This window comes from Nocardiopsis moroccensis, assembly GCF_055763695.1.
Map to the genome: position 1 here is coordinate 3,952,074 of NZ_CP199747.1, position 21,002 is coordinate 3,973,075.

Annotated in this window: 17 protein-coding genes; 10 read left to right on the forward strand and 7 right to left on the reverse strand. The window is 71.7% G+C overall.

All coding sequences use genetic code 11. From position 1 onward, the window contains the following. Positions 1–79: 79 nt before the first annotated feature. Positions 80–1,297, forward strand: coding sequence for a hypothetical protein (locus tag ACUKCB_RS17525; RefSeq protein ID WP_473036681.1), 1,218 nt, complete (start codon positions 80–82; stop codon positions 1,295–1,297). Between the two features lie 49 nt (positions 1,298–1,346). Here the strand turns inward: ACUKCB_RS17525 and tsaD are convergent, their stop codons facing one another. The 5 genes from tsaD to alr all read right to left on the reverse strand — a co-directional run bounded on the left by tsaD (position 1,347) and on the right by alr (position 5,286). Next, on the reverse strand, positions 1,347–2,378 hold the full coding sequence (gene tsaD, locus ACUKCB_RS17530) for a tRNA (adenosine(37)-N6)-threonylcarbamoyltransferase complex transferase subunit TsaD (protein ID WP_473036682.1): 1,032 nt from the start codon (positions 2,376–2,378) through the stop codon (positions 1,347–1,349). After that, entirely contained in the window at positions 2,371–2,820 is a 450-nt protein-coding gene (gene rimI / locus ACUKCB_RS17535; protein WP_473041053.1) for a ribosomal protein S18-alanine N-acetyltransferase, read from the reverse strand. Before rimI ends, tsaD begins: the two co-directional genes overlap by 8 nt. 23 nt (positions 2,821–2,843) lie before the next feature. Next, a complete protein-coding gene (gene tsaB / locus ACUKCB_RS17540) occupies positions 2,844–3,515 on the reverse strand; it encodes a tRNA (adenosine(37)-N6)-threonylcarbamoyltransferase complex dimerization subunit type 1 TsaB (protein ID WP_473036683.1) in 672 nt (223 codons plus the stop codon). 12 nt (positions 3,516–3,527) lie between these two features. Continuing rightward, positions 3,528–4,040, reverse strand: a complete 513-nt coding sequence (gene tsaE / locus ACUKCB_RS17545; RefSeq protein ID WP_473036684.1) for a tRNA (adenosine(37)-N6)-threonylcarbamoyltransferase complex ATPase subunit type 1 TsaE — start codon at positions 4,038–4,040, stop codon at positions 3,528–3,530. A gap of 118 nt (positions 4,041–4,158) precedes the next feature. Continuing rightward, positions 4,159–5,286, reverse strand: a complete 1,128-nt coding sequence (gene alr / locus ACUKCB_RS17550; RefSeq protein ID WP_473036685.1) for an alanine racemase — start codon at positions 5,284–5,286, stop codon at positions 4,159–4,161. 89 nt (positions 5,287–5,375) lie between these two features. Here alr and ACUKCB_RS17555 point away from each other — a divergent pair, with 89 nt between their 5' ends. After that, on the forward strand, positions 5,376–6,008 hold the full coding sequence (locus ACUKCB_RS17555) for a DUF6069 family protein (RefSeq protein ID WP_473036686.1): 633 nt from the start codon (positions 5,376–5,378) through the stop codon (positions 6,006–6,008). A gap of 165 nt (positions 6,009–6,173) precedes the next feature. Further along, the gene (locus tag ACUKCB_RS17560) at positions 6,174–7,601 is read left to right on the forward strand and encodes a DUF6177 family protein (protein ID WP_473036687.1); all 1,428 of its coding nucleotides are present in this window, start codon (positions 6,174–6,176) and stop codon (positions 7,599–7,601) included. A gap of 44 nt (positions 7,602–7,645) precedes the next feature. Here the strand turns inward: ACUKCB_RS17560 and ACUKCB_RS17565 are convergent, their stop codons facing one another. Further along, positions 7,646–8,032, reverse strand: a complete 387-nt coding sequence (locus tag ACUKCB_RS17565) for a hypothetical protein (protein WP_473036688.1) — start codon at positions 8,030–8,032, stop codon at positions 7,646–7,648. Between the two features lie 68 nt (positions 8,033–8,100). Beyond that, positions 8,101–9,333 carry an ROK family transcriptional regulator gene (locus ACUKCB_RS17570; RefSeq protein ID WP_473036689.1) on the reverse strand — a complete coding sequence of 411 codons (1,233 nt, stop codon included), beginning with the start codon at positions 9,331–9,333 and terminating at the stop codon, positions 8,101–8,103. A 115-nt stretch (positions 9,334–9,448) separates the two neighbouring features. On the opposite strand from ACUKCB_RS17570, the gene ACUKCB_RS17575 reads away from it, so the two are divergent. The 7 genes from ACUKCB_RS17575 (at position 9,449) to ACUKCB_RS17605 (ending at position 20,947) form a co-directional block, all read left to right on the forward strand. Then, positions 9,449–10,615: a Gfo/Idh/MocA family protein gene (locus tag ACUKCB_RS17575; RefSeq protein WP_473041054.1), complete on the forward strand. Its 1,167-nt coding sequence runs from the start codon at positions 9,449–9,451 to the stop codon at positions 10,613–10,615. After that, positions 10,612–12,171, forward strand: coding sequence for a sugar ABC transporter ATP-binding protein (locus ACUKCB_RS17580; RefSeq protein WP_473036690.1), 1,560 nt, complete (start codon positions 10,612–10,614; stop codon positions 12,169–12,171). Before ACUKCB_RS17575 ends, ACUKCB_RS17580 begins: the two co-directional genes overlap by 4 nt. Next, on the forward strand, positions 12,168–13,247 hold the full coding sequence (locus tag ACUKCB_RS17585; protein ID WP_473036691.1) for an ABC transporter permease: 1,080 nt from the start codon (positions 12,168–12,170) through the stop codon (positions 13,245–13,247). Before ACUKCB_RS17580 ends, ACUKCB_RS17585 begins: the two co-directional genes overlap by 4 nt. Beyond that, the gene (locus ACUKCB_RS17590) at positions 13,244–14,338 is read left to right on the forward strand and encodes an ABC transporter permease (RefSeq protein WP_473036692.1); all 1,095 of its coding nucleotides are present in this window, start codon (positions 13,244–13,246) and stop codon (positions 14,336–14,338) included. Before ACUKCB_RS17585 ends, ACUKCB_RS17590 begins: the two co-directional genes overlap by 4 nt. Positions 14,339–14,344: 6 nt before the next feature. Continuing rightward, on the forward strand, positions 14,345–15,556 hold the full coding sequence (locus ACUKCB_RS17595; RefSeq protein ID WP_473036693.1) for a substrate-binding domain-containing protein: 1,212 nt from the start codon (positions 14,345–14,347) through the stop codon (positions 15,554–15,556). Then, positions 15,557–16,429 carry a sugar phosphate isomerase/epimerase family protein gene (locus ACUKCB_RS17600; RefSeq protein WP_473036694.1) on the forward strand — a complete coding sequence of 291 codons (873 nt, stop codon included), beginning with the start codon at positions 15,557–15,559 and terminating at the stop codon, positions 16,427–16,429. It abuts the gene before it with no gap. Positions 16,430–16,609: 180 nt separating this feature from the next. After that, positions 16,610–20,947, forward strand: coding sequence for a ThuA domain-containing protein (locus ACUKCB_RS17605; RefSeq protein WP_473036695.1), 4,338 nt, complete (start codon positions 16,610–16,612; stop codon positions 20,945–20,947). Positions 20,948–21,002: the final 55 nt, after the last annotated feature.

Here is a 21,002-nt window from a genome sequence, read left to right on the forward strand (position 1 = left end):
GCACCCGACAAGCCCCCCTGCGGGGCGCCCTCCTCCAGGCGTCCCGCCAACTCCCGTCATCCCGAACCCGGAGCACTCCTTGCCGAGCGAGCACCCACCGCACGTACCCCTGTCCCTCCTGTGCTGCGGGGCGCTGGTTCTTGCCCTGACCGGTTGCGCCGGGCCCGACCTGGACCGCACGGACTACCTGGAAGACAAGGTCGCCGTCCTGTACTACTCCAGCGGCTTCTGGAACGCGATGACCAAGGGCTACGTCGTCTTCGTCGACGAAGACGGCAGAACCGAGTCCGTGACGACCGAGGGCATGCAGTACGAAGCCATGGCCTACAACGGAACCGACCTGCTGTTCCACGAGGTCGCCACCAGCACGATCGTCGGTCCCGGAGCCACACGATTCGATCGCGGCAACGAGGAGTACGGGGCCGTCATGGGCGGAACGCTCCCGGACGGGACCCTGTACACCGTCTTCAACACCGGGGACGCGGGAGACGGCTACACCTCCTCGGTCAACTGGTACGACGGCGACACCCTGCGCACCGGCAGCGTGGACTCCGAGATCTGGCAGACCGGGGCAGGTCCGGACGGCACCCTCTACCTCACCGGGGTCCCCGACTCATGGGAGGAGGAAGAGCTGACCGTCACCCTCTACGCCGCGCAACTGGGCGCCGAACTCACCTACGGGTCCGTCGTGGAATGGACCATCCATGAGGAGGATCTGCCGCAGGGGGGACTCACGGTCAACGGCGGTCACCTGTATCAACCGGAGTACTCACGGCGGGCCGAAGGAGTGGACGAGCGGGAGGTGGGCCTGCGCCTGACCGACGTGGACCTCTCCGACGGATCGGTGGAACACCACCCCGTCGCCACCTACTACGACGACTACTACACCCATGACGACGGCGACGCCCCTCCAGCGGACAAGGCCGACCTGCCCAGCGCCGAAGCCGCCTGGTACTACGGAAGCCGCAGAACGCACCTGATCGACGACACCCTGTACCTCGTGGACGGCACCGGGCAGGCGTACCGCTTCGACACCGCGACCGGCGAAGCCTCCGCCCACTTCACCACCGATCCCGAAGCGTCGGCGTCCGACGAGGTACACACCTCGTGGTCAGGTGAAGAACTGTACGTCTTCTTCCGGAACTTCGAGGACGAGGACAGGGCCACCCTCCAGACCTATGACGCGGCCACCGGGGAGATGACCTCCGAACTCGCCGTCACCGGATTGGCGTCGCTCCCCATGGACCTGCGCGGCCTGGGGCTCTACGATTTCCTGCCCCTCACCGGAACCCGCTGAGCCCCGCCGACCGGCCGGTCGGCGGGGCTCAGCGGGAGCGTTGGCCCGGCTACACGGCCAGCGGGGAACCCACCGGCAGGGAGGTGTCCGTGGCCAGGTCGAGCGAGGACGGCGGCAGGCCCGCCGCCACGACCTCGGCGCCCAGGGCCGCGATCATCGCGCCGTTGTCCGTGCACAGGCGGGGGCGCGGGACGCGCAGTTCGATCCCGGCCTCGGTGCAGCGCTGCTGAGCCAGAGCCCGCAGGGCCGAGTTGGCCGCCACGCCGCCACTGATCACCAGGGTGCTCACCCCGTGCTCCACGCAGGCGTCGACGGCCTTGCGGGTGAGTACGTCCACCACCGACTCCTGGAAGGCGGCGGCGATGTCGGCCACCACCAGGGGTTCGCCCCTGCGGTCGGTGTCCTCCACGTGGCGGGCCACGGCCGTCTTCAGCCCGGAGAAGGAGAAGTCGTAGGTGCCGTCGCCCCACTTGCCGCGCGGGAAGCGCATCGTCTTGGGGTTGCCGCGCTGCGCCGCCTGGTCGATGGGCGGACCGCCCGGATAGGGCAGTTCCAGCAGCCGCGCCACCTTGTCGTAGGCCTCACCGGCGGCGTCGTCGACGGTGTCGCCGAGCGAGACCACGTCGGTGGCCAGGTCGTTGACCAGCAGCAGCGAGGTGTGACCGCCGGAGACGAGCAGGGCGATCGCGGGTTTGGGCAGCGGTCCGTGCTCCAACTGGTCGACGGCGACGTGCCCCACCAGGTGGTTGACCCCGTACAGCGGCTTGCCGAGGGCCATCGAGTAGGCCTTGGCCGCGGAGACCCCCACCAGGAGCGCCCCGGCCAGGCCGGGGCCGGCCGTGACGGCGACGGCGTCGACGTCGGACAGCTCCACTCCGGCGCTGTCCAGGGCACGGCGCACGGTCGGCGTCATGGCCTCCAGGTGCGCGCGGCTGGCCACCTCGGGCACGACCCCGCCGAAGCGGACGTGCTGTTCGACGCTGGAAGCCACCGAGTCACCGAGCAGCTCACAGCCCCGGACCAGCGCCACGCCGGTCTCGTCGCAGGACGTCTCGATCCCCAGGATCAACGGCTCACTCATCGGTCCCCTTCTCCGTGACGCGCCGCATGACGATCGCGTCCGCACCCTTGTAGTAGCCCCGGCGTACGCCGATCGCCTCGAAGCCGAAGCGTGTGTACAGATCCTGGGCGCGCGGGTTGTCCGAGCGCACCTCCAGGAACATGTGGGTGACGCCGCGCTCGCCGGCCGCGGCGAGGAGATCGGTGAGCAGCGCCCGGCCGATCCCCCTCCCCCACGCCGACTCGGCGACGGCCATGGTCTGCACGTCGCCCTCGGGCGGGACGAACCGCAGCCCCGCGTAACCGACGACGGCGGCGTCCCCGGGCTCCCCGGACTCGGCCACCAGGTAGTGACGGGTGGCGGTCTCGGCGAGCTCCTCGCGGAGCATGCCCTCGCTCCAGGCGTCGAGCGGGAACAGGGCTCGTTCCAGGGCCATGACGGCCGGGACGTCGTCGGTGGTCATCCGGCGCAGGTGCGCCCGCTCGGTCACTTCACCCACTGTCGGACCTTCTTCGGGGCGCCGGGCTCGACCGCGTCGGGGCGGCGCAGGTAGAGGGGATTGGGTTCGGGCAGGCTCTGGCCGCGGTGCAGGCGGAGCAGGGCCAGTTCGGCCATGGCGGCGGCGTCCGGGAGCAGCGGCTCGTTCGCCTCGGCCCCCAGTGCCTCGGCGTACATCCGGGCGCCGTCGCCGACCAGCGGCAGGCCCTGGGTGTCGATCTCGGCGGGCCGGTCGACGCGGACCTCGCCCGTCCGGGTGAGGTGGTCCTCGTAGCGGGCCCAGAACACCTCCTTGCGGCGGGCGTCGGTCACGCCCAGGAAGGGTTCGGTGCGCCTGGTGGCGAAGGCCAGCGCGTCCAGGGTGGTGACCCCGTGGCAGGGGACGCCCAGGGCGTCGGCGAGGGCGTGGCCGGTGGCCAGGCCGACCCGCAGCCCCGTGTAGGGGCCGGGGCCGGTGCCGACCGCGATGTGGTCGAGGTCCGCCAGGGTCAGGCCCGACTCGGCGAGCAGGCCCTGGATGGTGGGTGTGAGGAGTTCGCCGTGGCGGCGCGCGTCCACCGAACTCGCGGCGGCGCGCAGGGTGAAGGCGCCGTCGGGGTCGGTCTCGCCGATGGCTGCGGTGACCGCCGGTGTGGCGGTGTCGAAGGCCAGGAGCAGCACTGGTTTGTCCGCCTATCCGCGCCCGGCGACGGTGCCGGGCAGGTCGATGTCGGCCCACCGGGCGCCGACCGGGCGCAGGTGGACGGTACGGGTGTCGTCGGGGTGGCGTTCGATCCGGATCTCCAGCCGGTCGTCGGCCAGGCCCTCGGCCACGCCCTCACCCCATTCGACGACGGTGACCGACTCGGGGAGGGTCATGTCCAGGTCGATGTCGTCGATCTCCGCGGGTCCGCCGAGCCGGTAGGCGTCCACGTGCACGAGGGCGGGACCGCCGGTCAGGGAGGGGTGGATCCGGGAGATGATGAAGGTGGGCGAGGTGACCGAGCCGCGCACGCCCAGGCCCTGTCCGAGACCCTGGGTGAAGGTGGTCTTGCCCGCGCCCAGGGGTCCGGAGAGGATGAGCAGGTCTCCGGGGCGGGCGAGGGCGGCGAGGTCACGGCCCAGAACGCGCATCTCCTCGTCCGTGGCGGCGGTGACCGCGTGGACGCGGGGCGCGCCTGTGGTGGTGGCTGTGGTGTCTGTCATGGCTCTCGCAGGCTCGTTCGGGTGGGTGGTCCGGGCGGCGGCCGAGCGCGCCGAAGTTACCTCTTTCACCCAGGTTAGGCGGGGTGGAGGAGGTTCGTGACCGATATCGGGCAGAGCGTCAGACCCCGCCGGTGTACTCGCGGGGCACCCGCACGCCGACCCGGGTGACGATCTCGTACGGGATGGTGTCCAGGATCTCGGCCCACTCCTCGGCGGTGGGAACGGCCGGGCACTCGCTCGGATCGCCGAACAGTACCGCGTACTCGCCCGCCTCCACCGGGTCGTCTCCCACATCGACAACGAACTGGTCCATGCAGACTGTTCCCGCGATGGTGCGGCGACGGCCGCCCAGCAGGACGGGACCCCTGTTCGTGGCGGCCCTGGGCACCCCGTCGGCGTAGCCCAGCGGCACCAGGGCCAGCGTGGCCTCACCCCGGGTGAAGTACCGGTGGCCGTAGGAGACACCGCTGCCCTCGGGTGCCCGTTTGGTCAGTGCGACCTTGGCTTCGAGGGTCATCGCGGGACGCAATCCGGGCACGTCATAATCGGGAATCGGACACAGTCCGTAACTCGCGATACCACCGCGGACCAGATCGAACCGGGCTTCGGGCAGGGTCAACAGCGCGGCCGAGTTGGCGATGTGCCGGACCTCGGGGGTCAGCCCCGCCTTATCCGCGACCTCCAGCGCCTCGTGGAACACGTCCAGCTGCGCCCGGATCGAGGGGTGGCCGGGCTCGTCCGCGCAGGCGAAGTGCGACCACACCCCGCTGACCTTCAACAGCCCCTCCTCCTCCGCGCGCGCGGCGGCACCGACCACCGACTCCCAGTCGGCCCGGTCGACCCCGCCGCGGTGCAGGCCGGTGTCGGCCTTGAGCTGGACCCGGGCGACCCGGCCCAGCCGTCGCGCCTCGGTGACCACCTCGTCCAGGACGACCCGGTGGCTGACACCGAGGTCGATCCCGGCCTCGATCGCCTCGCCCACCGGCTCTCCCGGGGGGATGATCCAGGACAGCACGGGCACGGTGACGCCCGCCCTGCGCAGCTCCAGCCCCTCCTTGATGAACGCGGTCCCCAGCCACGTGGCACCGCCGGCGACGAGGGCGCGCGCGGCGGGCAGCATTCCGTGGCCGTAACCGTCGGCCTTGACCACTCCCATGAGCGGTGTTCCCCCGGCCCGCTCACGGAGCAGCCGGGCGTTGGAGGTGATCGCGTCGAGGTCGACGCGAGCATGCGCGAAAGGAGCCATGTCCACAGTGTTCCACGCGTGGATTACCGCTGCGGAGCTGCGGGTATGTGGGCTACGACCGAGTTCGAGCCCTATTTGGGGATATCGGTATGAACGAAAACGGAAGTGAACGAGCCGTCAACGTGACCCGGCTCTGGTCCGGCGGTCTGGCCACCGCGGTTGTCGCCGCACTGGTCATCTTCGCCGGAACACTGGTGGTCAGGGGGATCTTCGGGATCCCGGTGCTGGCCCCGGAGGAGGCCGGGTACCTGGGGGACGCCGGAACGGTCGGCTACGCGCTCCTGGCGGGCGTGGTCGCGCTCCTGGCGACCGCGCTGCTGCACCTGCTGCTGCTGTCCGCGCCCCGGGCGATCTCGTTCTTCGGCTGGATCGTCGGTCTGGCCACGGCCATCGCGGCCGTCACGCCCTTCACCCAGGGCGCCGAGATCTCCAGTCAGATCGCCACGGGTCTGATCAACCTGGTGTGCGGTGTCGCGATCGCCTCGCTGCTGCGCGGGGTCGGAAGGACCGCGATCATCAGCCGGGTGCCGGCCTCGTCCGACCGCCGGCCGGGACCCGCGCTGCGACACGAGGGCGTCCTTCCCGACGTGAACCAGCGGGAGTACGACCCCGAGCGCTACCGCGCGCTGGAGGAGGACGCCGAGTACGACGCCGCCCGCTACCGCGCGGAGCGCCAGAAGGCGGAGGAGGAGCGTGCCCGCCACGGCATCCGTGACGACTGACCGCGAGACGACGTACGAACCGTACGCCAGGGGGCGGGGCCCGGAAGGGGCCCGCCCCCTTCGTGTACCCGGGCCGGGCAAGCCGCCCGTCCGTCCGGCGGATTCCGTGCGCGCTAGCGTGGGAGTCACCCGAGAACCCTCTCTTCGCACCCCCGAGGAACCCCCTTGAGCCGTGACGTGATCGCCCTGCTGGCCGAGAGCCCCAGCCGCCGCTCACTCCTGGAGGCGCTGGCGGCAGCCGATCCCGACCTGCGTGTCCGGCTGGTCGCCGAGGGAACCGTGGTGCAGCTGCGCGACGGCTACGGACGGCTCGTGCTCGCCGTGCAGTCCGCGCAGCGGCTCGCGGTGTCGGCCGAGGCCGACCGCCTGTTGGCGGAGGGGGTCGGCGACGACCTCCCCGCCCAGCCGCTGTGGGTGGAGGCCCGGGGTGCCGCGCTGGCGGACACCGACACCGCCGGTACGGCGCGAAGGTTCGCGCATCACCTGGCCGGGAGGCACGGCGGGAAGGTGTGGGAACCGCCGGCACGGCTCTTCCGGGAGGACCACCTGCTCGGCGGCACCGATCACCCCGCGGTGAGCGCGGTGACCGAGAGGAACGCCGTGCTGGTGCAGGACCGGCCGGTGGTGTCCCTGTCGAGCTGGACGGTGGACGCCCTGGCCCGGTACGGGCGTGCGGGGCTCGGCCTCCAACTGCTCACCCCCGCCACGAGCATGCTCACGCACGCGATGCGCTCGCTCCTGGGAAACCCGAACGCCGTGTGGGTGGTACGTACCGCGGACGGGCACCACTACAACGGGTTCAACGGCCTGCCGATGACCTGGCAGGACGGGGTGGGGTACGTCCCGGACCCGCGGGCACGGACCGAGGACGGCCCGCACCGGGACTTCCGGGCCGGGGAGGAACACGTGAGCGGCACCCAGCTGCACGTGAGCCTCCAGGTGGACCATCCGGCCGGCGACGACCTGGAACTGGGCGGGGCCGTGGAACTGCTGGCCGAGCGGTTGGGCGGGGCGCTGCCGTCGGTGTGGGGCGTCTCCGAGCCGCTGACCCGCGAGTGGGACACGGTGGAGGTCACCGCCCTGGCACGCAACCGGGCACCGGGCGAAACCACACTGGTCTTCGGCGGTCGGCCCGAGGGCTCCGCCGAGGAGGGCACCCGTCCCTTCGCCGGAAGGCTCCGGGTCTCGCGTACGGAGGCGGGGATCCGCGAACACGTCCAGTTCACGGCGGGCCACCGGGACGACGAGGAACCTGACCTGGACGCGCTGCGACCGCTCGTGCGTGAGCTGTCCGACCGGGACGGGCTGCGCTCCATGACCGTGCGGCGCGCGTTCGGTCGCGCGGACCTGCTCCACCCGCCGCGCTGGGCGGGCGTGCCCGTCCCGGTGGGTCTGGCCGTGGGCGCGGAGGGCGTGACCGCGGTGGGCCGGGAGAACGCTCTGGCGGCTCCGGTGCGCGGGGTACCGTTCGGCCCGCCCCTGACACCGGTCGTCTGGTACCGGATCGGGGACGGGGTGGAGCCGGACGGCTGGGAACGCTTTCAGGCCCTGATGCGGCACCTGCAGCCCGCCCGGCGGCCCCTCCGCCGCTGAGCCGTCCGTCCGGGACCGGCCCAGGACGGACGGGGCGCCGCGTCCTACCCCTCCGGGGCTTCGCGCCGGTCCTCCACGTGGACGACGACGGGGTCGGTGCCGTCCCGGTGGCGCTGCGACCGCCCGGTCATCCCGATCGCGAAGTCGGAGGTGTCGTCCACCTCGGCGGGGGCGACGTAGGTGAGCACGTCCGGGTGGTCCCCGGTGACGACCCAGCCGTCGGCGTCGTCGGGGTGAATCACCCCGAAGTCACCGGCGGGGCCGCCCGGGTGCGCGGGGCCGTGCTCCCGCAGCAGCTCACTCGCCTGCTCCGCGAGGTCAGTCCCGGGGTCGGTGAGCACGACGCAGGTCCCGTGCTCGAACAGCACCCAGGACTTGCGGGGGTCGGAGAGGAGTCGGCGCCAGACGTCGACGAGGGTTGCGTGGTCCATCCGGACATCCTGCCGCGCGGTACCGACAGAACGGGTCCGCGCCGGGACCGTGTTCTGCGGGCTGGGGGTCAGCCGCCCATGACCAGGGTTTCGGCGTGCTCGGGGCTCAGACAGTGCTCGATCACCATGACGGCGGCCCCGATCACACCCGCGCTCTCACCGGCCCGGGAGGAGACGATGCTCAGGTTCTCCGTGGCCAACGGCAGCGACCGCTGGTAGATGATCTCCCTTACCCCGGCGAGCAGGTGGTCCCCGGCCAGGGCGAGCGCGCCGCCGATGACGATCACCGAGGGGTTGAACATGTTCACCGAGGCGGCCAGTACCTCACCGATGTCCCGGCCGGCCTGGCGCAGGGCGCGCAGCGCGGGCACGGAGCCGTTGCGGGACAGCTCCACCACGTCGCGGGCCCCCGAGGCGGGGATCCCCTCGGCGGTGAGCGCCTCGGCGAGGGCGTGGCCGCTGGCCACGGCCTCCAGGCAGCCGGTGTTGCCGCAGCGGCAGGGCCGGTCGTCGCCGCTGGGGACGTGGATGTGCCCCATGTCCCCGGCCGCCCCCTGGGCGCCGCGGTAGACGCGTCCCTCGCTGACGATCCCGCAGCCGATGCCGGTGGCGACCTTGACGAACAGCAGGTGACTGGCGTCGGGCCAGGTGGCGTGGTGCTCACCGATCGCCATGATGTTGACGTCGTTGTCCACCAGCACGGGCCGGGCGATCCGGCTGTTGACGTAACCGGCGACGTCGAAGTGGTCCCAGCCGGGCATGATCGGCGGGTTGACCGCGCGCCCCGTGGAGTGCTGGACCGGGCCGGGCAGGCCCACTCCGAAGCCGAGGAGGTCGTCGGTACCGCGGCCCGCGGACTCCAGCAGGGTCCGGCCGTGGTCGACCACCCAGTCCAGGACGGGTTCGGGCCCCAGCGCGATGTCGATGTCGGCGCGGTCCTCGGCGAGCACCGTCCCCGACATGTCGGTGAGGGCCATCCGGGCGTGGGTGGCGCCGAGGTCGGCGGCGAGGACGACCCGGGCGTCGGGGCGGAAGGAGAAGGTCGTGGGCGGTCGCCCACCGGTCGAGACGGCCTCGCCCGCCGGACCGATCAGGCCGCTGGCCAGGAGCGCGTCCACGCGCTGGGTCACCGTGGAGCGGGCCAGCCCGGTGACGGAGGCCAGTTCGGAGCGGGTTCGTGGGCGGCCGTCGCGGAGTAGCCGGAGCAGGGTTCCGGCACCTGGCGCGGCGGTGGTGGCGCTCGGGTTCCGCAGGGATGTCGCCCCCGGGGCCCCCGAGGCCGTCAGCGCGTCTTCCGTCATGGAACCAGTGAAGCACAGGATCTATTGATCGATCCCACTCCAGCTATTTTGTCCACATCCGGCAACTTATGCTTGACGCTCGACATAAGTCGGACGTAACGTCTCGGTCATGTCAGTGAAGAAGGTCACAAGTCCGGATGAGGCCTCAGCCTCCGGACCGGCCACCCCCGGGGCCTACCGGGCCGCGGTGATCGGAACCGGCTTCATGGGTCGGGTCCACTCCCACGCCGTCCGCGCCAGCGGGGGCGAGGTCGTCGGAGTGGCCGGGTCCTCCCCCGAAAAAGCCGAGATGTTCCGAGCCGCCAACGGCATCGCCCGAGCCCACGCAGACGCCCTCGAACTCGTCCGCAGTCCCGACGTGGACGTGGTGCACGTGTGCACCCCCAACCACCTGCACGCCCCCCTGAGTCTGGCCGCCCTCTCCGCCGGCAAGCACGTCGTCTGCGAGAAACCGCTGGCCACCGACGCCGGGACCGCGCGGGAGCTCACCAGAGCCGCGCGCGAGGCCGACCGGGTCGCCGTGGTCCCCTTCGTCTACCGCTTCCACCCCATGGTCCGGGAGGCCCGGGCCAGGGTCGCCGCGGGCTCGATCGGCCGGGTCAGCCTCGCCCACGGCGGCTACCTCCAGGACTGGCTCCTCTACCCGGAGGAGGACAACTGGCGGGTCGACCCGACGGTCGGCGGCCCCACCCGCGCCTTCGGCGACATCGGCTCCCACTGGTGCGACATGCTCGAGTTCGTCACCGGCGACCGCATCACCGCCGTCAGCGCCCAGACCTCCCGCATCGCCGACACCCGCGGGGAGGACGGCGGGCGCTCGGTCACCACCGAGGACCTGGTGACCTTCCAGTTCACCACCGCGGGCGGAACCGTCGGCAGCGCCGTGATCAGCCAGGTCTCCCCCGGACGCAAGAACCAGCTCGTGCTGGAGGTCTCCGGCACGGAGGGCTCCCTGCGCTTCGACCAGGAACAGCCCGAGACCCTGTGGGCGGGCGGGCGCGGCCGCACCGGAACCATCTCCCGCGACGATCCCGCGCTCAGCCCCGACGCCGCACGGCTGTCCCGCCTGCCCGTCGGCCACCCCCAGGGCTACCAGGACTGCTTCAACTCCCTGGTCGCGGACACCGCGGCGGCCATCGCGGGTAGCGCGCCCGAGGGCCTACCGGTCTTCGCCGACGGCCTGCGGACCGCCGTCCTCGCCGAGTCCGTCCTGGCCTCGGCCCGGGAACGCCGATGGGTCGACGTTCCGGCGGCCGAGACCCCGGAGGTGGGCGGGGCATGAGCACCCACCCCCTGCTCAGGATGACCGGCGTCAGCAAGTCCTTCCTGGGTGTCCGGGTCCTGCACGGGGTCGACCTCGAACTCCGCGCCGGGGAGCTGCACGCCCTGGTCGGGGAGAACGGCGCGGGCAAGTCCACGCTGATGAAGGTGCTCGCCGGGGTACACCGCGCCGACAGCGGGCGGATCGAGCTCGCCGGCCGGGAGGTCTCCTTCGAGCATCCCGTGCAGGCGCAGCGCGCCGGCGTGGCCACGGTCTTCCAGGAGTTCAACCTCCTCCCCGAACGCACCGTCGCGCAGAACGTGTTCCTCGGCCGGGAGCCCCGACGCCGGGGACTCGTGGACGAGGGCGCCATGGAACGGGCCACCGTCCGGCTCCTGGACGACCTCGGCCTGGAGGGCATCGAACCGCGGTCGAAGGTCCGATCGTTGTCCGTGGCCGAACAGCAGGTGGTGGAGATCGTCAAGGCGCTCTCCCACGACGCCCGCGTCATCTCCATGGACGAACCCACGGCCGCGCTGGCCGACCACGAGGTCGAGGTGCTCTACCGGATCATCGGGCGCCTGCGCGAACGCGGGGTGGGCGTCCTCTACGTCTCCCACCGCCTCAGGGAGATCTTCGACCTGGCGGACACCATCACCGTCCTCAAGGACGGCCACCTGGTGGACACCGGTCCGGCCGCCGGGACCAGCCCGGCCGACCTGGTCCGCAAGATGGTGGGGCGCCCCGTCTCCGCCGTCTTCCCCGAACGCCTCGAACCCCGCGGCGAACACGTGGGCGAGGTCCGCCTCTCCGTCCGCGGCGGCGGCAACGCCCAACTGGACGGGATCGACCTGGAGGTGCGCGGCGGTGAGATCGTCGGCCTGGCCGGGCTCCAGGGCAGCGGCCGGACCGAGATCGCACACGCGCTCTTCGGGATCGACCGCTTCACCCGGGGCGAGGTCAGCGTGGACGGGCGGCGGGCCGACCCGCGTTCGCCCCGGCAGGCGGTCCGATCGGGCCTGGCCCTGGTCACCGAGGACCGCAAGGCCCAGGGGTTGTCACTGAACCAGTCGATCCTGGCCAACAGCCGCCTCGTCCTGGACGCCGCCGGGCCCTTCGGCTCCGGCCGGCGCGCCCGGCGGATCCCCGGAATCCTCTCCGCGCTGGAACTGGTCGCCCGGGGCGGCCACCACCAGGAGGTGCGCTACCTCTCCGGCGGCAACCAGCAGAAGGTCGTCCTGGCCAAGTGGCTGGCCACCGACCCCGGGGTGATGGTGCTCGACGAACCCACCCGCGGGATCGACGTCGGTGCGAAACAGGCCGTCTACACCCTGATCCGCGAACTCGCCGCGAGCGGGGTGGCGATCCTGCTGATCAGCTCCGAACTCCCCGAGCTGATCGGTATGGCGGACCGCCTGGTCGTGCTCGGGGACGGCCGGGTGGCGGGAGAGCTCCCCGGCGGTTCCGGCGAGGAGGCCGTGATGGCCCTGGCCACCGGCGCTCCCCCCGACGGCGCGCACGAGAGCGCACGCGGGGGCTCCGCCGGGCCGCACCGGCACGAGGAGGCGGCCCCGTGACCCGAGTCCTCACCGCCGCCCGGGACCTGAGCTCCCGGCTGGGCACCACCGGACTGGTGTACCTCGCCCTGGCGGGCGTCCTGCTGGTCAGTGCGGTGTTCGTGGCCGCCCGGGGCGCCAGCCTCCTCACCGCGGCCAACACGGTGGACCTGTTCACCCGGAGCAGCCTGCTGGGCTTCCTCGCCATCGGGATGACCCTGGTCATCCTGTGCCGCTCCCTGGACCTGTCGGTCGGCTACGTCGCGGCCCTGTCCACGGTGGTCGCGGGACTGACCATGGCCGGGGACCCCTCCCGGATCCTCCTCGGCGTCGGCGCCACCCTGGGCCTGGCCGCGCTGATCGGCCTGGCCAACGGGCTGGTCATCACCAGACTGCGGGTCAACCCCTTCATCGCCACCCTGGGAACGGGCCTGGTCATCAAGGGATACCTGGACACGCAGTTCCAGGGACCGACCGGGTCGATCCCGGCCGCGTTCCAGACGTTCGGGCTCTCCCGGATCGGGGTGTTCCCGGTGTCCACCCTGGTCATGCTGGTCCTGGCGGTGCTGGCCGTGCTGTACCTGCGGCGCACCCGGATGGGCTTCCACATGTACGCCGTGGGCGGTGACGCCGAGGTCGCCCGCCTGTCCGGGGTCCGGCCGGAACTGCCCGTGATCACCGCGCACGTGCTGTGCTCGGTGATGGCGGGGGTGGCCGGTCTGCTCCTGGCCTCCCGTTTCGGCACCGGCAACACGCTGGTCTACAACAACGGCTACGAGCTGGAGGCCATCGCGGCGGTGGTGCTCGGCGGCACCTATCTGCTCGGCGGCCGCGGCGGCGTCGCCGGGACGGTCGCCGGCGTGTTCATCCTCGCGACGCTGGACACGGTGTTCAACACCCTGGGCATCGACCCGTTCGTCAAGGACGTGCTGCGCGGCACGATCGTGATCGCCGCCGTGGCCCTCTACGCCCGGAGCCAGCTCTCCCGAACCGCCGTCCGGGTCCGTTTCCCCTCGGGCGGCCCACCGCCCCCGGCCGCCGGTCCGCCGGATCCACCGCCCTCGCCGGAACCGCTGGCCCAGGGAGGAAAGAGATGACACCCCCCACCCCCACACCCTCCCGGCCCCCGGAGCACGTCCCGGCCGCCGGCCCGGCCCCCCGCCGACCCGGTTCCGTGCTCTCCCTGCTGCGGAGCGGGACCGGAACGGTGACGGTGCTGTTGGTGCTGATCTTCGCGGTCATCGCCACCCAGAACCCGTCGTTCTTCGAGGGGCCGCCTCTGATGGCCTTCGCGAAGAAGGTGGCCCCGCTGGTCATCCTCGCGATCGGCCAGTACCTGGTGATCGTCTCCGGGGAGTTCGACCTCTCGGTCGGCTCCCTGGTGGGCGCCCAGGTCGTGATCGCCGCCCGCCTCATCGACGGCGAGGAGGCGCTGACGTTCCCGGTGATCGGGGTGATGCTGCTCTTCGGCCTGCTGGTCGGCCTGGTCAACGGCCTGGTCACCACGTTGTTGAGGGTCCCGTCGATCATCACCACCCTCGGCACGATGCTGATCCTCTTCGGCGCCGTGCGGCACTGGACCGGAGGCGCGCCCACCGGGGCCCTGTCGGAGGGCTTCCGCGTGTTCGGCCGGCACGGCGTCGAGGGCGTCCCGGTGCTCGGCCAGATCCCCTGGGCGCTGGTCATCGCAGCGGTCATCACCGCCGGAGCGGTGCTGCTGATGCGCTCGCCCTACGGGCGCACGCTCATGGCGACCGGTGACAACGACACCGCCGCCGCCTTCTCCGGGGTCCGGGTGTGGCGGGTGCGCACCCTGGCCTTCGTCGGCTCCTCCCTGGCTGCCACCGTCGCCGCCATCCTCATCGGCGGCTTCGCGGGGGTCACCGCCCAGGTCGGTGAGGGCCTGGAGTTCACCGCCATCACGGCCGTCGTCCTCGGCGGCGTGGTGTTGGGCGGAGGCCGCGGAACCGTGGTGGCCGCCGTGCTCGGCGCCCTCACCGTCGAGGCGCTCTTCACCCTGTTCAACCAGCTGTACCTGCCGTCGACCATCCAGCCGACGGCACAGGGGCTCATCATCATCGCGGCCGTGGCCTACGCCTCGCGCCGCGGCGACCTACGACTGCCGGAGCGCCTGAGACGGCGACCGGACCACCCGACCGAGCAACCGCTCGACTCTCCCAGGAGGTAACCCCCCATGCGCGTGCCACGCGTACTCCTGGCTGGCGCCGCCAGCCTCACCCTGGTACTCACGGCCTGTACGACCGACGATCCCGAGGGCGCCCCCGGCGCCGCGGACGGCGGACAGGAGGGCTCGCTGACGCCGGACGCCGAGTGGTTCGACCAGGCCGAGTTCGACACCCAGCTCGCCCAGCGCGACATCACCCCGGAGGGCCCCGAGGACGAGCCCTGGATGCAGGCGATCGAACCCGAGTGGATCGACACCTCCGAGTTCGCGATCGACAACCCCGAGGACGCCACCGTCTGCTTCTCCAACGCCTCGGTGTCCAACCCCTGGCGGGTGACCGGCTTCATCACCATGGAGCAGCAGGTGGAGGAGCTCGTCGAGGAGGGTCGGATCGGCGACTTCCGCTCCTCGGACGCGGCCGACGACGACAACCAGCAGATCTCCGACATCCAGGCGTTCGTGGACGCCGGGGACTGCGACGCGATCATCATCTCGCCGTCCACCACCGCGACCCTGACCCCCGCGGTCGAGACCGCCTGTGAGAGCGGCGTCCCGGTCATCGTCTTCGACCGCGGCGTGAACTCCGACTGCATGGTCACGTTCATCCACCCGATCGGCGGCTACGCCTACGGTGCCGACGCCGCCGACTTCCTGGTCGAGAACCTGGACCCGGGTTCGACGGTGCTGGCGCTGCGCATCCTGCCCGGCGTGGACGTGCTCGAACACCGTTGGGCCGCCGCCCAGCAGGTCTTCGGCGAGAGCGAACTGGAGGTCCTCGGCTTCGAGTTCACCGAGGGCGACGGGGCCCAGATCAAGGACCTGGTCTCCCAGCACCTCCAGCGCGGCGACGTGGACGGCATCTGGATGGACGCGGGCGACGGCGCGGTCGCGGGCCTGGAGGCCTTCGAGGACGCCGGCCGGCCCTACCCGGTGATCTCCGGCGAGGACGAGCTGAGCTTCATGCGCAAGTGGGACGAGGAGGACCTGACGGCGATCGCCCCGGTGTACTCCAACTTCCAGTGGCGGACCCCGGTCATCGCGGCGGGCATGATCCTGGCGGGCGAGGAGGTCCCGGCCGAGTGGGTGCTGCCGCAGGAGCCGATCCGCGAGGACGAGCTCGACGACTACCTGGAGCGTAACTCCGCCATGCCCTCACTGCACTACGCCAAGTTCGGCGGCGAGGACCTGCCGGGCTTCCCCGAGGCCTGGGTGGACCGGTAGATGCGCGCGCTGGGGGTCAACACCTGGGTGTGGACGTCACCGCTCACCGACCAGGCGCTGGAACGGATCGCGCCCCGTGTCGCGGGGTGGGGGTTCGACGTGCTCGAACTACCGGTGGAGAACACCGGTGACTGGGACCCCCGGCGTGCCCGGACGCTGTTGGACGGTCTGGGCCTGGACGCCGGCGTCGTGCTGGTGATGGGGCCGGGGCGGGAGCTGGTCGCGACCGACCCGGCCACCCGGACGGCGACCCAGGACTACCTGAGGCGGGTCGTGGACGCCGCGGCGACGGTCGGTTCCACCGTCGTGGCGGGCCCGGCCTACGCCTCGGTCGGACGCACCTGGCGGATGTCCACGTCCGAGCGGGCGGGGCTGCGCGCGGAACTCACCGAGGCGCTCGCCCCCGTGGTCGAGCACGCCGCGGCCGCGGGGGTCCGGGTGGCCGTGGAACCGCTGAACCGGTACGAGACCAGCGTGCTCAACACGGTCGACCAGGCCCTGGAGGCGCTGGCTGACCTGCCCGCCCGGCACTGCGGGCTGGCGCTGGACCTCTACCACATGAACATCGAGGAGCGTGACGTGGCGGCCGCGATCGAGCGGGCCGGCGAAAAGATCCACCACGTCCAGGTCTGCGCGAACGACCGGGGCGCCCCCGGGGCCGACCACCTGGACTGGTCACGGATCGTGACCGCACTGGACCGGACCGGTTACTCGGGCCCCCTGGTCATCGAGTCGTTCACGGCCGACAATGCCAGCATCGCCACGGCCGCGTCCGTGTGGCGGCCCCTGGCCGCCTCCCAGGACGCGATCGCGGTCGACGGCCTGGCCCACCTGCGTTCCCTGCCCCCGACGGAAGGAGCCGCCGTGCACTGATCACACCGATGAGGCGGCCACTCCCCGCTTCCCGAACGCGATAGCAGGAACTCTCCGACGGTTCGCGCCCGCTGCACGACCGCCCCCGGTCGTCCACGCGAACGCGATCTGCCGTCCCTGCCGTCGGCGCCGGCACGCCGCACGGACTCATCGACCCCCCACCCCCAGGTGAGGTTTCCCGTGATCAAAAGACCCCTCCGAGCGCTGGGCGCCGTCACGGCGAGCATCGCGTTGGCCCTCGGGCTGACGTCGGTCCCGGCACAGGCGGACGAGGACGGGCAGGACCCGTTCACCGCCCTGATCTTCTCCAAGACCACCGGCTTCCGACACGACTCCATCCCCTACGGCGTGGCTCTCTACGAGGCCCTCGCCGAGGAGCACGGCTTCGAGACCGAGCACACCGAGGACGCCGAGGTCTTCAACCCGCAGGACCTGGCCCGCTTCGACGCGGTCGTCTGGCTCTCCACCACCGGCGACGTGCTGGACGAGGAGCAGCAGGCCGCCTTCGAGGGCTATGTCCAGGGCGGCGGCGGGTACGTCGGCGTCCACTCCGCGTCCGACACCCACTACGGCTGGGAGTGGTACGGCGACCTGGTCGGGGCGTACTTCGCCAGCCACCCGCCCGGCACCCAGGACGCCGAGGTCATGGTCAACGACCGGGCCCACCCCTCCACCGAGATGCTCCCGGCCAGTTGGGAGCGGCGCGACGAGTGGTACGACTTCGACGTCAGCCCGCGCGGTGACGTACACGTCCTGGCGGGGCTGAACGAGTCCTCCTACGAGGAGGAGGTCGACCCGGGCGGACAGATGGGCTTCGACCACCCGATCGCCTGGTGCCAGGTCCACGACGGCGGCCGGTCCTGGTACACCGGCGGCGGCCACACCGCCGAGTCCTACTCAGAGGCGGAGTTCACCGAGCACCTGCTCGGGGGCCTGCGCTGGGCCGCCGGACGGGCCGAGGGCGACTGCGGCGCCACCCGGTGGGACCACTTCGAGAAGGTCACCCTCGCCGAGGGCGAGGAGGACGTCGGCGAACCCATGGGCATGGCCGTCCTGCCCGACGGCAGGGTCATGCACACCTCGCGAGACGGCCGGGTGTCCCTGTGGTCCCCGGAGACCTACACCGCCGACACCGTCGCCGAGGTCCCGGTCTACGACCACGACGAGGACGGGCTCCAGGGCATCGCGCTCGACCCGGACTTCGAGGAGAACGGATGGGTGTACCTGTACTACGCGCCCGTCCTGGACGGGATCCCGCCCGGGGAGGCCCCCTCCGACGGGAACCCGGAGGACTTCGAACCCTACGAGGGGCACAACAACCTGTCCCGCTTCCAGTTCACCGACGGGGACACCCCCACCCTGGACCTGGACAGCGAACAGGTGATCCTGGAGGTCGGGACCACCCGCGGCATGTGCTGCCACGTGGGCGGGGACATCGACTTCGACGGTGACGGCAACCTCCTCCTGGCCACCGGTGACGACACCAGCGCGTTCGGCTCGGACGGGTTCAGCCCGCACGACGAGCGCGAGACCCGCAACCCGGCCTTCGACGCCCAGCGCGGTTCGGCCAACACCAACGACCTGCGCGGCAAGCTGCTGCGGATCTCGGTGAACGATGACGGCAGCTACGACATCCCCGAGGGCAACCTGTTCCCGCCGGAGTCCTCCGACGGTGACCTGACCCGGCCCGAGATCCTCGCGATGGGTCTGCGCAACCCGTTCCGGTTCTCCGTCGACAAGACGGACAACAGCGTCTACCTGGCCGACTACGGCCCGGATGCCCCGGAGGCCGACCCCGAGCGCGGACCGCAGAACACGGTGACGTGGCACCACATCACCGGGCCGGCCAACATCGGCTGGCCGTACTGCATCGGCGACAACTCCGCCTACGTCGACTACGACTTCGGTTCCGGAACGTCCGGAGAGCCGTTCGACTGCGAGGCACCGGTCAACGACTCCCCGCGCAACACGGGGCTGGAGGAGCTTCCGCCGGTCACGCCCGCCGCGATCTGGTACGACTACGGGGAGTCCGAGGAGTTCCCGCACCTGGGCACCGGCGGCGGCGCCCCGATGGGCGGACCCGCCTACCACTTCGACCCCGGACTGGAGTCGGACGTCAAGTGGCCCGAGTACTACGACGGCGTCCCGCTGCTGTACGAGTGGAGCCGGCAGTGGATCAAGCAGGTGCACCTGGACGACGACGGCGGTGTCCTGGACATCACCGAAACCGTGCCGGACATCGACCTGGCCAACCCCATGGACATGGAGTTCGGCCCGGACGGCGCCCTGTACGTGCTGGAGTACGGTTCGGGCTGGTTCGGCGGGTCCGAGGACTCGGCCATCTCCCGTATCGACTACACCGGCTCCGGGGACAGCCCGGTGGCCAGGATCGGCACCAGCACCACCTCCGGTCCGGCGCCGCTGACCGTGGAGTTCTCCGGTGAGGACTCCTTCCACCCCGGTGGCCAGAGCATCGACCACGCCTGGTCCTTCGGTGACGGCGGGACCTCGACCGGGTCCTCGCCGACGCACACCTTCACCGAGGACGGCCGGTACACCGTCACCCTGACCGTGACCGACGAGGAGGGGCGCACCGGCACCGCCACGGTGACCGTCACCGTCGGCAACTCCGCACCCGAGGTGTCCTTCCGGACCCCTCGGGACGGGGAGTTCTTCGACTGGGGCGAGGAGATCCCGTTCGGGGTGTCCGTGCAGGACGCCGAGGACGGCACGGTCGGAGACGGGATCGACTGCGAGGACGTGCAGGTCACCTCCTCGCTCGGACACGACCAGCACTCCCACCCCTGGACGCAGCACGAGGGTTGCGAGGGTGTGAGCACCCCCGCCAGCGACGGCGGCCACGGCGCCGACATGGACATCTTCTGGGTGCTCCAGGCCGAGTACACCGACCGGGGCGGGTCCGACACACCCCCGCTGAGCGGCAGCGACGGGGTCACCCTCAACCCGTCGCGGATGCAGGCGCAGTACTTCTCCGACAGCCGGGGCATCCAGACCGAGGCATCGGAGGACCCCCGGGGCGGGCTGCGCAACGTCGCCTGGATCGGACACGGTGACTGGGTCTCCTACACGCCGGTGCACCTGAACGGGGTCGACACGATCGACTTCCGGGTGGCCTCGGAGGGGTTCGGCGGTGCCGTCGAGGCCCGCGCCGACTCCCCGGACGGCGAACTGCTCGGCACGGTCGACGTCCCGGTCACCGGCGGCTGGCAGGAGTGGACCGACGTGACCATGGAGGTCACCGACCCGGGCGAGACGATCGAGCTGTACCTGGTGTTCACCGGGGACGACCCGGGCGTCACCGACGGCCTGTTCAACCTCAACTACTTCGAGGTGAACGCCGACGGCGACGACGGGCACCAGGACGGGCCCGAGACCGAGCTGACCAGCCCGGAGGACGGCGCGGCCCACGAGGTGGGCGAGGACATCCCGCTCACGGCCGAGGTCATCGACCACGGCGGCGCCGGGATCGAGGAGGTGGAGTTCCTCGTGGACGGCGAACCGGTCGCCACGGTGACCGGGAGCCCCTACGAGGCCACCTGGGCCGACGCCGCCGAGGGCGAGTACTCGGTCAGCGCCCGCGCCACCGACGGCGAGGGCCGGACCGGAGTCTCCGCCACCCATACCGTCACGGTCAGCGAGGTGCCCGACCCCGTCGAGTGCGCCCCGGCGGCCCCGGACGAGGGCTACCGCGCCCTGTGGGACGGGCAGTCCCTGGACGGCTGGAACATGGCCGGTCCGGGCGGCTTCGAGGTCGTCGACGGCGGCGACGGGTGCGTCCTGCAGACCGAGGGCGGGATGGGCCTGCTCTGGCACGAGGACGAGCTCGGCTCCCACCGGTTGAAGCTGGACTACCTCACCCACGGGGAGACCGACAACTCCGGTGTCTTCGTCGGTTTCCCCGACCCCGGCGACGACCCCTGGAGGGCGGTCGACGAGGGCTACGAGGTCCAGATCGACCCGTACGGGGCTCCGGAGGGCGATCCGCTCACCCGGACCGGGGCCGTGTACGGCTTCCAGGCCGCGGACTCCCACCCGGAGGTCGTGGGTGAGTGGAACACGATGGAGATCGAGGTCGACGACCCGGTGATCCGGGTCCGGATCAACGGCGAGCTGGTCAACGAGTTCGAGAGCACCGACCCGGCCCGGGACCTGTCGTCCGGGCGCGTCGGCCTCCAGAACCACGGTGACGACGACCTGGTGTGGTTCCGCGACGTGCAGGTCACCGACCTGGAGGACGAGGTGGAGCCGATCACCTTCGACGAGGCCCGCGACCGGGTCGAGGAGCTGGAGGAGGAGGGCGGACTGACCTTCTCCGAGGCCCGGCGACTGACCCCGCACCTGGACCTGGGCGAGCACCACGCGGACGCGGGCCGCCCGGCCCAGGCCGGGCGTTCCCTCGACCGCTTCCGCAGGGCCGTGTCGAGTGTGGCCGACGAAGGCGCACGAGAGGAGTTGCTGGGCCTGGCGGACGGGCTCGAACATCTGACTGTCACCTGACCGGACACGCCGTACGGCGACCACCCGACGAACCGTGGCGGGGCCGGCCCCCGGC